The 12229-nt window shown below is 65.4% G+C and carries 11 protein-coding genes; 10 read left to right on the plus strand and 1 reads right to left on the minus strand.

Translation table 11 applies throughout. The features are described from left to right. Positions 1 to 69 precede the first annotated feature (69 nt). The 10 genes from HU736_RS01360 (at position 70) to HU736_RS01405 (ending at position 11568) form a co-directional block, all read left to right on the plus strand. Positions 70 to 858 carry an alpha/beta fold hydrolase gene (locus tag HU736_RS01360; protein WP_186698783.1) on the plus strand — a complete coding sequence of 263 codons (789 nt, stop codon included), beginning with the start codon at positions 70 to 72 and terminating at the stop codon, positions 856 to 858. Beyond that, positions 855 to 1709, plus strand: a complete 855-nt coding sequence (locus HU736_RS01365) for an alpha/beta hydrolase (protein ID WP_186698785.1) — start codon at positions 855 to 857, stop codon at positions 1707 to 1709. The genes HU736_RS01360 and HU736_RS01365 overlap by 4 nt, the downstream gene beginning before the upstream one ends. 109 nt (positions 1710 to 1818) lie before the next feature. After that, complete coding sequence (locus tag HU736_RS01370) at positions 1819 to 2601, plus strand: DUF4892 domain-containing protein (protein ID WP_186698787.1); 783 nt, start codon at positions 1819 to 1821, stop codon at positions 2599 to 2601. A gap of 12 nt (positions 2602 to 2613) precedes the next feature. Continuing rightward, positions 2614 to 3663, plus strand: coding sequence for an AI-2E family transporter (locus HU736_RS01375; protein WP_101322976.1), 1050 nt, complete (start codon positions 2614 to 2616; stop codon positions 3661 to 3663). Positions 3664 to 3777: 114 nt separating this feature from the next. Beyond that, positions 3778 to 3867, plus strand: a complete 90-nt coding sequence (kdpF, locus tag HU736_RS01380) for a K(+)-transporting ATPase subunit F (protein WP_101318193.1) — start codon at positions 3778 to 3780, stop codon at positions 3865 to 3867. A gap of 9 nt (positions 3868 to 3876) precedes the next feature. Then, positions 3877 to 5571, plus strand: a complete 1695-nt coding sequence (kdpA, locus tag HU736_RS01385) for a potassium-transporting ATPase subunit KdpA (RefSeq protein WP_186698789.1) — start codon at positions 3877 to 3879, stop codon at positions 5569 to 5571. Between the two features lie 9 nt (positions 5572 to 5580). Beyond that, complete coding sequence (gene kdpB / locus HU736_RS01390; RefSeq protein WP_186698791.1) at positions 5581 to 7635, plus strand: potassium-transporting ATPase subunit KdpB; 2055 nt, start codon at positions 5581 to 5583, stop codon at positions 7633 to 7635. Positions 7636 to 7645: 10 nt separating this feature from the next. Continuing rightward, positions 7646 to 8224 (plus strand): potassium-transporting ATPase subunit KdpC, encoded by a 579-nt coding sequence (gene kdpC, locus HU736_RS01395; protein WP_186698793.1) that lies wholly within the window; start codon positions 7646 to 7648, stop codon positions 8222 to 8224. 3 nt (positions 8225 to 8227) lie between these two features. After that, positions 8228 to 10882, plus strand: coding sequence for a DUF4118 domain-containing protein (locus HU736_RS01400; RefSeq protein ID WP_186698795.1), 2655 nt, complete (start codon positions 8228 to 8230; stop codon positions 10880 to 10882). Further along, positions 10879 to 11568, plus strand: coding sequence for a response regulator (locus HU736_RS01405; RefSeq protein WP_186698797.1), 690 nt, complete (start codon positions 10879 to 10881; stop codon positions 11566 to 11568). Before HU736_RS01400 ends, HU736_RS01405 begins: the two co-directional genes overlap by 4 nt. Before the next feature lie 23 nt (positions 11569 to 11591). On the opposite strand, the gene HU736_RS21995 is transcribed toward HU736_RS01405, so the two are convergent. Next, entirely contained in the window at positions 11592 to 12065 is a 474-nt protein-coding gene (locus HU736_RS21995) for a DUF6708 domain-containing protein (RefSeq protein WP_367615276.1), read from the minus strand. Positions 12066 to 12229: the final 164 nt, after the last annotated feature.

Genomic DNA, 12229 nt, shown 5'->3' on the forward strand with positions numbered 1-12229 from the left:
CTATCCGGACGTTGCCGCCGCCGCTGCGCTTGCCGACAATGGGCAATCTTTTCGTGAGAGCAGGCGGCCATGTCGCAGCAAATCTTCTTCGCCCATGCCAATGGCTTCCCCTCGGCCACCTACGGCAAACTGTTTGCTGCGCTCGCGCCGGACTATCAGGTTCAGCATCTGCTCCAGCACGGCCACGACCCGCGCTTCCCGGTCGATGACAACTGGCTCAACCTGGTCGATGAACTGCTCCACCACCTGGCTCGGCAGCCAGGGCCGGTGTGGGGTGTTGGCCATTCTTTGGGCGGGCTATTGCACCTGCACGCGGCGCTGCGCTGCCCGCAGTATTACCGCGGCGTGGTCATGCTCGATTCGCCAGTGTTGACCCGCGCCGATCAGTGGCTGCTGCGCACGGCCAAACGCTTTGGCTTCATCGACCGCATTACCCCGGCTGGGCGTACTCTGAACCGCCGCGCTGTGTTTGCTGATCGGGACAGTGCGCGGGGCTACTTCACTGGCAAGACGCTGTTCCGTCATTTTGACCCAGACTGCCTCGAGGCCTATCTGGAGCATGGTCTGGAAGCCGCTGACGGGGGGCTGCGCCTGCGCTTCGATCCTGCCACCGAGATCAGCATCTATCGCAGTATCCCGCACTTGAGCCCGGCACCGGCGCGCCAACTGCAGGTGCCGCTGGCCATGGTTCGCGGCGATCGCAGCCGGGTGATCCGCCGCCATCACGCCTTTGCCGTGCGCAGCATGCCGCTGGGCGAATACCACAGCGTGCCGGGCGGGCATATGTTCCCGCTGGAGCGCCCCGCTGATACCGCCAGCTTGATCAAAGGACTGTTTGATCGTTGGGGGCAGCCATGAGCGCGCAGGTCGAGGAAATCCGGCTCAATCTGGGCCACATCGAATTGGCGGCACATCTGTTTGGCCCGCAGGATGGCGAGCCAGTGATCGCGCTGCACGGCTGGCTGGACAATGCCAACAGCTTCGCCCGGCTGGCGCCGCTGCTGCGCGGGTTGCGTATCGTTGCGCTGGATCTGGCTGGCCATGGTTATTCGGACCATCGCCCGGCGGGTGCCAGCTATGCGCTGGCCGATTATGCCCACGATGTCGTGCGGGTTGCCGAGCAGCTCGGCTGGCAGCGCTTTGGCCTGCTTGGCCATTCGTTGGGCGCAATCATTTCGGTGCAGCTGGCCGGAGCGCTGCCAGAGCGTATCAGTCGCTTGCTGCTGATCGACGGCGTGCTGCCGCCTACCGGCGCCGAGCAGGATGCTGCGCAGCGGCTGGGCATGGCCCTGCAGGCGCAGTTACGCCTGGACAGCAAACGCAAGTCGATCTATCCGAGCCTCGAACAAGGCATCGAGGCGCGTATGAAGGGTATGGTCGCGGTCAGCCGCGAAGCCGCCGAGCTGCTCGCCCAACGCGGCCTGATGCCGGTGCCGGGCGGCTACAGCTGGCGCAGCGACAGTCGTCTAACCCTGCCGTCGCCAGCGCGCCTGAGTGAGGCGCAGGCCATGGCCTTTGTTCAGCACATCGAATGCCCGACCTGCCTGGTGGTTGCGGCGGATGGCATGCTCGCGCGGCACACGGCGCTGCTGGAGCAGCTACCCTTCGAGCAGGTGCGCCTGCCTGGCGGTCATCACTTGCACCTGAACGACGAGCAGGGCGCGACCCTTGTCGCAGACTGTATCAATCGCTTCTGCGGGTTTTCTTGACTTGCTCCGGACAAGTGCCGAGGCTTGGCAGGCTGAACAGGGAGACAACCATGGACATGCCTGACATTTACCCCCTCGCCACCCACGCCGCCAGCGGCAAGGGAGGCCGATGAGTATTCGAATTCTCGTTGCCGGCTGTCTGGGCCTTGCCAGCCCGCTGTTGTGGGCCGGCAGCCTGCCGGTACCGCTGGACGCCAAGATAGTCGATCAGCGCCCGGCGCTGGAGCAGGAGCGGGTTTATCCACTTGGCCCGTTGCGCAAGATCAGCGGCCGTCTGCGGGTTGACGACAAGGTCGAGAGCCGCGGCCAGGTCAGCTCGGTGACCTACCAGTTGCCCGCCGAGCGCACCGCACGCGAAGCCTTTACCAGCGCCCGCGAAGCACTGCAGGAGGAGGGCGGTTATCCGCTGTTCTGGTGTGAAAAACGCGACTGCGGCGAAGCCAGCCTGTGGGCCAATGAGGTGTTCAAGAACGCCAGGCTCAACGGCGGCGATGAGCAGCAGGCGTTTATCCTGCTGCGCCGCGCGGCCGAAGAAGCCGATACGTTGGTTGCCTTGTACAGCGTCACTGCGGGTAACAAGCGGGTTTACCTGCATGTCGAGGAATTTGTTGCCGAGTCGCCGCTGGGCGAGCTGCTGCCGACCTCGGCCACGGTCATGCGTGAGCTGCGCGACACCGGCAAGCTTGACTATCCTGACCTGACGGCACCGTTGCCGGCCTGGGTGACCCTGCTCGGTCGCAGCCTGAATCTGGACAGCACTTTGCGGGTCAGCCTGAGTGGCAAGCAGGCTGAAGATTGGCGCGAGCAGTTGGTCAAGATGGGCGTACGCGCTGCACGGCTGGAGGTCGGCACTGCCGAGACCGAGGGGTTGCATCTGGAATTGATTCGTTAAGTGAGTGCACCTGTGGCCAACAATGATCGCCTGCTAGTACAGATTCTGCTGTTGGCGCTGCTGGGCGCCGGCTTGTGGGTAATGGCGCCGTTCATCTCGGCGCTGCTGTGGGGGGCAATCCTGGCGTTTGCCAGCTGGCCGCTGATGCGCTTGCTCACCCGTTGGCTGGGCGGACGTGAAACCCTGGCTGCGGCGGTGCTGACCACCCTGTGGATTCTGATCGTGGCGCTGCCACTGGTGTGGCTCGGCTTCAACTTGGCTGACCATATTCGCGATGCCACGGCGTTTATCCGCGATGTGCAGGTCGATGGTCTGCCCGAGGCACCGGCCTGGCTGGGCAGCATTCCGCTGGTCGGTGAGCGCCTGCTGACCTGGTGGAACTCCCTTGACCAGCAGGGCGCGGCGCTGCTGGCATCGGCCAAACCTTACTTCGGCCAGGTCGGCAACTGGCTGCTGGCGCGCAGCGCGCAAATTGGCGGCGGCGTGCTCGAGCTGTCGTTGAGCCTGGTCTTTGTATTCTTCTTCTACCGCGACGGCCCGCGGCTGGCGGCATTTGTCCTGCGCCTGCTGCAGCGGCTGATCGGCGAGCGCGCCGAGTACTACCTGGAACTGGTCGCCGGCACCGTGCAGCGCGTAGTCAACGGCGTGATCGGCACGGCGGCGGCGCAAGGCCTGCTGGCGATGATCGGTTTCCTCATCGCTGGCGTGCCGGGGGCGATTGTGCTCGGTCTGGTGACCTTCATGCTCAGCCTGATTCCGATGGGGCCGCCGCTGGCCTGGCTGCCCGCCACCGCGTGGCTGGTGTGGCAGGGGCACTACGGCATGGCAGTGTTTCTCGGTATCTGGGGCACCTTCGTCATCAGCGGCGTGGACAACGTGCTCAAACCGTACCTGATCAGCCGTGGCGGCAATCTGCCGCTGGTGATCGTGCTGCTTGGGGTATTCGGCGGCCTGATCGCGTTTGGCTTCATCGGCCTGTTCATCGGCCCGACCCTGCTCGCCGTGGCCTACAGCCTGTTGCTGGACTGGAGCCGCAGCACTCAGCCGAGCGTGCAGCCCTAGCAGGCTTTACGCTTTCTTTATGCGCTGAACCAGCGCTCGCTCTCGTTCCTTTACGGCCATCCCCAGGACAATCCTCGCAAAGCGGCCCACGCCGCATTCCGGGGAGATTGGCTCATGTACATGCTTGAAGGCGTGTCACTGCTCTTGGCAGTGGCGTTGGCGGTTTACCTGCTGGTCGCGCTGTTGCGCGCCGACCACAGCTAGGGAGCGGCCATGCACAGTTATGACTTCGCCTTGCTGCTGGCGTTTTTCGCCATCGTGCTGCTACCCGCGCCCTGGCTCGGGCGCTTCTACTACAAGGTCATGGAAGGCCAGCGCACCTGGCTGTCGCCGGCGCTCGGCCCGCTGGAGCGCGGCTGCTACCGGCTGGCGGGCGTCCAGGCCGAGCAGGAGCACAACTGGAAGCAGTACGCGCTGGCCCTGCTGACGTTCAACCTGGCCGGGTTTGTCCTGCTGTTCGCCGTGTTGATGCTGCAGGGTTACCTACCACTCAATCCGCAACGGTTGCCGGGCCAGGACTGGTCGTTGGCATTGAACACGGCGGTGAGCTTTGTCACCAACACCAACTGGCAGGCCTACAGTGGCGAAGCGTCGCTGAGTTACCTGAGCCAGATGCTCGGCCTGACCGTGCAGAACTTCGTCAGCGCCGCGACCGGCCTGGCCGTGCTGGTCGCGCTGTGCCGCGGGATTGCCCGGCGTTCGGCCACAACGGTCGGCAACTTCTGGGTCGACCTGACCCGCGCCACCCTCTACGGCCTGTTGCCGCTGTGCCTGCTGCTGGCGCTGTTGCTGGTGTGGCAGGGCGTGCCACAGACCTTTGCCGATTACGCCCATGCCGTGACCCTGCAAGGCGCTGACCAGACTATCCCGCTCGGGCCGGCCGCAAGCCAGATCGCAATCAAGCAACTGGGCACCAATGGCGGCGGCTTCTTTGGTGTCAACTCGGCCCATCCATTCGAAAACCCCACGGCCTGGAGCAACCTGTTCGAGCTGGCGTCGATCATCCTGATCCCGGTGGCGCTGGTGTTCACCTTCGGCCACTACGTCAAGGACCTGCGCCAGAGCCGGGCGATTCTCGCCTGCATGCTGGCGTTGTTTCTGATCGGCGGGGCTACTGCGCTGTGTGCCGAGTACCAGCCCAATCCAGCGCTGATCAGTGAGCAGGTGCAGCAATCGGCACCGATGGAGGGCAAGGAAAGCCGCTTCGGCACCACCGGCTCGGTGCTCTGGACAATCACTACTACCGCCGCTTCCAACGGCTCGGTAAACGCCATGCACGACAGCCTCAACCCGCTGACCGGGATGGTCGCGATGCTCAACATGATGGTCGGCGAGGTGATCTTCGGCGGCGTTGGTGCGGGCCTCTACGGCATGCTCCTGTTCGTCTTGATTGCAGTGTTTCTGGCGGGGCTGATGATCGGTCGCACGCCTGAATATCTGGGCAAGAAGCTGCAAGCGCGGGAAGTCCAACTGCTGGTGGCGACCTTGCTGGTGATGCCGCTTGGCGTGCTGGTGCTCGGCGCCCTCGCGGCCAGCCTGCCAGGCCCTGCCGGTGCGGTCAGCAACCCCGGCGCGCACGGCTTCAGCCAACTGCTCTACGCCTACACCTCTGGCACCGCCAACAACGGCTCGGCCTTCGCCGGCTTTGGCGCCAACACGGTGTACCACAACGTCATGATCGCCCTGGCCATGCTCATTGGCCGCTTGGGCTACATCCTGCCGGTGCTGGCCCTGGCCGGCAGCCTGGCGGCGAAGAACCGCGCACCGCAGGGGCAGAACAGCTTCCCCACCCACGGCCCGCTGTTCACCGGTTTGCTGCTGGTGATCATCCTGCTGATGGGCGGCCTGACCTTCCTGCCAAGCCTGGCCCTGGGGCCGATTGCTGAACAACTGAGCCTGGGTTTCTGAGGAATCAACATGAACATGCCTATTGCTCAAGTCCAGGCGCCACGCCCTGGCACTGATCAGACCCGCTTCGCCGCATTGTGGCGGCCCGCCCTGATACAGGCGCTGGTCAAGCTCGACCCGCGTCAGCTCAAGCGTTCCCCGGTGATGCTGGTGGTGGCGCTGACGGCGCTGCTGACTACGCTGCTGTGTTTTGCGCCAGAGAGCGGTGTCAGCACTGCGGTGGCGATCCAGATCGCGCTGTGGCTGTGGTTCACCGTGCTGTTCGCCAACTTTGCCGAAGCGCTGGCCGAGGGCCGCGGCAAGGCACGCGCCGACAGCCTCAAGGCCGGCAGCCAAGGCTTGAATGCGCAGCGCCGGCGTGCCGATGGCAGCTTCGAAACGGTTGCCGCCAGCGCGCTACGCAAAGACGATGTGGTCAAGGTGGTGGCCGGTGAGCTGATTCCCGGCGACGGCGAGGTGCTCGAAGGCATCGCGGCGGTCAATGAGGCGGCCATCACTGGCGAATCGGCGCCGGTCATCCGCGAGTCCGGTGGGGACCGCTCCGCCGTCACCGGCAACACCCGGCTGGTCTCCGACTGGCTGCTCATCAGCATCACCAGCAACCCGGGCGAATCGACCCTGGACCGCATGATCGCCCTGGTCGAAGGGGCCAAGCGACAGAAGACCCCGAACGAGATTGCCCTCGACATCCTGCTGATCGGCCTGACCCTGATCTTCTTGATCGTAGTGGTGACCTTGCAGCCCTTCGCCCGCTTTGCCGGCGGCAGCCTGCCGTTGATCTTCCTCGCCGCGCTGCTGGTGACGCTGATCCCGACCACCATTGGTGGCCTGCTTTCGGCTATCGGCATCGCCGGCATGGACCGACTGGTGCGGCTCAACGTGATTGCCCGCTCCGGGCGAGCAGTGGAGGCGGCCGGCGACGTGCATACGCTGATGCTCGACAAGACCGGCACCATCACTTTCGGCAACCGTCGCTGCAGCGCGCTGCACACAGCGCCAGCGGTGACGGCCAGGGAGTTGGGCGAGGGCGCCTTGCTGGCGTCGCTTGCCGACGACACCGCCGAGGGCAAGTCGATTGTCGAATACCTGCGCCAGTTGCACGACTTCAACGAGCCGGCCGCCGATCAGTTCAGCCCGGTGGCGTTCAGCGCCGAGACACGGCTGTCGGGCGTCGACTTCGAGCAGCGCCGCTACCGCAAGGGCGCCGTCGATGCGGTGCTGGGCTTTATCGGTATCGAGCGCTTGCAGATGCCATCGGCGCTGGCCAAGGAAGTCGAGCGCATTGCCCAGAGTGGCGGCACGCCGCTGCTGGTGTGTGTAGACCAGCGCCTGCTCGGCGTGATCCACCTCAAGGACGTGGTCAAGCCAGGCATCCGCGAGCGCTTCGCCGAACTGCGCAAGCTTGGCATCCGCACGGTGATGGTGACCGGCGATAACCCGCTGACCGCTGCTGCCATCGCCGCCGAAGCCGGCGTCGATGATGTACTGGCCGAAGCCACCCCGGAGAAGAAGCTGGCGCGCATTCGCCAAGAGCAAAACGACGGCCGATTGGTCGCCATGTGCGGCGACGGCGCCAACGATGCGCCGGCGCTGGCCCAGGCCGATGTCGGCATGGCCATGAACGACGGCACCCAGGCCGCGCGTGAGGCGGCCAACATGGTCGACCTCGACAGCGACCCGACCAAGCTGCTCGATGTGGTCCAGGTCGGCAAGGAGCTGCTGGTCACCCGCGGTGCGTTGACCACCTTCTCGATTGCCAACGACGTGGCCAAGTACTTCGCCATCCTGCCGGCGCTGTTTGCCGCGATCTACCCGCAACTGGGCGTGCTCAACCTGATGCAGCTGGCCAGCCCGCAGAGCGCGATCCTCTCGGCGATCGTGTTCAACGCGCTGATCATTGTCGCGCTGATCCCCTTGGCACTGCGTGGGGTGAGGGTGCAGGCAGCGAGTGCCGCACATCTGCTACGGCGCAATTTGCTGATCTACGGTGTCGGCGGCCTGATCGTGCCGTTTGCCGGGATCAAGCTGATCGACATGCTGCTCAATGCCCTGCACCTGGTCTGAGGAGGCCGTTATGACTACTTACCTTCGCCCGGCCCTGAGCCTGGTTGTATTGATGACAGTGATCACCGGCGCGCTTTATCCGCTGGCGGTGACGGCGGTTGCGCAAGTGGCCTTCCCCACGCAGGCCAACGGCAGCCTGGTACACGACGAGCACGGCCAGGTGCGCGGCTCGGCGCTGATCGCCCAACCGTTCACTGGCGATGGCTGGTTCCACCCACGTCCGTCTGCGGCGGCGTATGCCACCGTGGCCAGTGGCGCGAGCAATCTGGCGCCGAGCAATCCGGCTCTGGCCGAGCGGGTCAAGGCAGACGCAGGCACGCTGTATCGCGCCGAGTTGGGGCCGGTACCGCAAGCCCTGCTGACCACCTCGGCCAGCGGTCTCGACCCGCACCTGTCGCCGCAAGCGCTGGCGTATCAGATCCCCCGAGTGGCGGCGGCGCGCAAACTGCCGGTAGAGCGCTTGCAAGGGCTGATCGAAGAGGCCACCCTGCAGCCATTGATCGGCCCACCGGTGGTCAACGTGCTGGCGCTGAATCAGGCGCTGGAGCAATTGACCCGCTGTGCTGATCACCGCAATTGTGAAGGATGAAACATGAGTGACTCTGCCCGCGCCGACGCGCTGTTGGCCAACCTGCCGCGCGCCGGGCGTGGCCGGCTCAAGGTATTTCTCGGTGCAGCGCCCGGCGTGGGCAAGACCTTCGCCATGCTCCAGGCCGCCCACGCCCAGCAGCGCCAAGGGGTGCAGGTGGTGGCCGGGGTGGTCGAAACCCACGGCCGGGCCGAGACCGAGGCGCTGCTCGGCGGCTTGCTCCAGCAGCCGCTGCTGCGCAGCCAATACCGGGGCGTCACTCTTGAGGAAATGGACCTCGACGGCTTGCTGCGCGCCAGTCCCGAGCTGGCTCTGGTCGACGAACTGGCCCACAGCAACGCCCCCAACAGCCGCCATGCCAAGCGCTGGCAGGATGTGCAGGAGCTGCTCGCGGCCGGCATCGATGTCTACACCACGGTCAACGTGCAGCATCTGGAAAGCCTCAACGACAAGGTTCGCGACATCACCGGTGTGCAGGTCCGCGAAACCCTGCCCGACTGGGTGCTGCAGGAGGCCTTCGAACTGGTGCTGATCGACCTGCCCCCGCGCGAACTGCTGCAGCGCCTGCGCGAAGGTAAGGTCTACGTGCCCGAGCAGGCCCGCGCCGCCATCGATGCGTTCTTCTCGCAGACCAACCTCAGTGCCCTGCGGGAGCTGGCCATGCACACCGCTGCGGCGCAGGTGGATGCCGACCTGGCCCACGGCTACCGCCAGCTTGGCCAGGAAGCGCCGGCCCTGCGTGGTCGCTTGCTGGTCGGCGTCGACGGCGATCAGCAAGCCGAGCGGCTGGTCCGCCACGCCTGCCGCGTGGCCCAGCGCCGGCATTTGCCGTGGAGCCTGGTGCATGTCGACAACGGCAAGCTGCGCGACGAAAGCGCCCGCCAGCGTCTGCAAAGCGCGCAGCAACTGGCTGAGCGGCTGGGCGGCGAGGTAGTGCTGTTGCGCGCCGGCGAAGTCGCGAGGACCTTGCTCCAGCATGCCGCCGAGCGCCGTGCCAGCCTGGTGCTGGTGGGGCAGTCGCGTGATCGTCTGCGCCGGCGTCTGTTCGGCGCCGGTGTCGCTGCGCGGCTGCTGCGCGAAAACCACGGCCTGGAAATCAACGTGCTCGACCGCGAGGCGCAGCCACCCGCACCGCGCACGGCGGCGAAGCGGGTGTGGATCTGGCGGCACTATCTGCTGGCGCTGCTCGCCACTGCGCTTGCCGCAGGCCTGGCCTGGGCGGTCTCCAGCGTGCTGGCGCTGCCGAATATCTCGCTGGTATTTCTCGCCGCCGTGCTGCTGGTGGCGGTGCGCAGCAGCCTCGGTCCGGCGCTGGCGTGCGCGGTGCTGTCGTTTGTCAGCTATGACTTTCTGTTCATCCCGCCCAACTTCTCTCTGAGCATCCAACGCGAAGAGGATGTGCTGACGCTGGTGTTCTTCCTGCTGATGGCCGCGCTCACCGGCAACCTCGCCGCGCGCCAGCGGCGCCAGTTGCAGGCCTTGCGCGAGACCCAGGCGCAGACCAGTCAACTGCTCGACCTGTCACGCAAGCTCACCGTCGCCACCGACCGCCAGGCAGTATTCAGCGCCGCCAGCCAGCACCTCGACGGCTGGCAGGATCTGCACGTATGCCTGCTCGAGCGAGGTAGCGAAGGTCTGCTGCAAGCTGCCAACGGCCAGATGCCCGGCTTGAGCGACACCGAGCGCGCTGCCGCTGACTGGGCCTGGCAGTACGGCCAGGCCGCTGGCCACGGCAGCGACACCTTGCCCAATGGTCGCTGGTGGTGGTGGCCGCTGTTGGTCGATGAGCAACCGCTGGCCCTGCTCGGCGTACGTCCAGGTGACAGCACGGCCCTCACAGCCCAGCGCCGACGCCTGCTGATGGCGCTGGCCCAACCGCTGGCGCAAGCCCTGGCCCGTGCGCGCCTCGGCGAACAACTCGAAGCTGCGCGGCTGCACGGCGAAACCGAACAGCTGCGCAGCGCCTTGCTGGCCTCGGTGTCACACGACCTGCGCACACCGCTGACCGCTATGCGCGGCGGCATCGATAGCCTGCTTGCGCTTGGCGATGCTATCCCGCCCGACGACCGCCGCGAATTGCTCGAAGGCACCCGCGATGAAGCCGAGCGCCTCGACCGCTACATCCAGAATCTGCTCGACATGACCCGCCTCGGTCACGGCAGTCTCAAGCTTGCGCGTGACTGGGTGGCCCCGGCCGATATCGTCGCCAGCGCCCTGCAGCGCCTGCGCGTGGTGCTGGCGCCGCTGCGGGTCAGCACCGAGGTGCCGAGCGAGCTGCCGCTGCTGTTCGTGCATGCCGCCTTGATCGAACAGGCGCTGGTCAACGTGCTGGAAAACGCCGCGCGCTTTTCACCCCCAGATGGCCGCCTGCAACTGCAGGTCGACGTGCGTGATGAGCAACTGTGCCTGGCCGTCAGCGATCAAGGCCCCGGCATCCCCGAAGCTGAACGCGAAAAGATCTTCGACATGTTCTACACCGCCGCCCGCGGCGACCGCGGCGGGCAGGGCACCGGCCTCGGCCTGGCCATCTGCCAGGGCATGATCGGCGCCCACGGCGGCAGCATCCAGGTGGCTGACGGCATCGATGGCCACGGCACCTGCATCACTCTATGCTTGCCATTGCCCCCACAGCCCACCGCCGAAAGCCAGGACTCATGAGCCAAACCGCCACCTTGCTGGTCATTGACGACGAACCGCAGATTCGCAAGTTCTTGCGCATCAGTCTGAGCTCGCAAGGCTACAAGGTCATCGAAGCCGCCACCGGCGGCGAAGGCCTGGCCCAGGCGGCCTTGGCCAAACCCGACCTGATCGTGCTCGACCTCGGCCTGCCAGACATGGACGGCCAGCAGGTGCTGCGCGAATTGCGCGAGTGGAGCTCGGTGCCGGTGATGGTGCTGTCGGTGCGTGCCAGCGAGCTGCAAAAGGTAGATGCCCTGGATGGCGGCGCCAACGACTACGTCACCAAACCGTTCGGCATTCAGGAGTTTCTCGCCCGCATTCGCGCCCTGTTGCGCCACGGGCCACAGGGTAGCGCCGCCCAGGCCAGTGCCAGCTTCGGGCCGCTGCTGGTGGACTTCGCCTACCGCCGCGTGACCCTTGATGGCAGCGAAATAGCGCTGACCCGCAAGGAGTACGCACTGTTGGCGCAACTGGCCGGGCAGCCCGGGCGAGTGATCACCCAGCAGCAACTGCTCAAGGATATCTGGGGGCCGACCCACGTCGACGATACGCACTACCTGCGGATCGTGGTTGCGCATGTGCGGCAGAAGCTGGGCGATGACCCTACTGCGCCACGGTTTATCGTGACTGAGCCTGGGGTGGGGTATCGGTTGTTGGTGCAATAGCGTAGCTATCGAGTTAGCAAACGTCATTCTGCTACGGCTTTGGGCTTGCGTTTACCTGGGGTGTGGGGTTTCTCTTGCGGGCGCTTGCCGGGTTTGAGTTTCCAGCGGTCGGCGTTGGCCAGGAGCCTTTCCTGCACCTTGGGTGGGTAGTCAGCCAGGGTCGTGAGAGGAGGCACTGGTTTGCCGGGACGCCCTGCTTCGCGGATAACCTTGGGCCAGCGGGGGCGCCAGCACAGCATCAGGCTGACCCAGTGCGCGGTGCCTAAGATGAGGAAGGCTGGCCAGATTAAAAGCAGGATGACTTTGAACAACCAGCTGCTGTTACGGAAGAACCGACCCAGGCCTTCAAACTGTGCACTGAATGCCTGGATGGGGGAAGGCAGCTGGGTGCTCAGGCGAGGGCGGGGGAGGGACTCCGGGCCTTCTTCCATGTACCTACGAATGAATTCCCATTGATCACGCAGTTCGCTGCCACCGTGGCCTTGTTTGCCGATCATGGCTATTTCCAGATGTGGCAGGCCCGTGAGTGCGGGTTGCCAATGCAAGACTTGCCGCATCCCTAGGCTGGTGTGATCGTCCCGCGGATCAATTGCGCTACTACCCGTTGTCCGCCAAGGGAATGTGACGATGCCTCCGCAGCTCTTGGGGCGATGCAAGTGGA

This window comes from Pseudomonas shirazensis, from assembly GCF_014268785.2.
GTDB lineage: Bacteria > Pseudomonadota > Gammaproteobacteria > Pseudomonadales > Pseudomonadaceae > Aquipseudomonas > Aquipseudomonas shirazensis.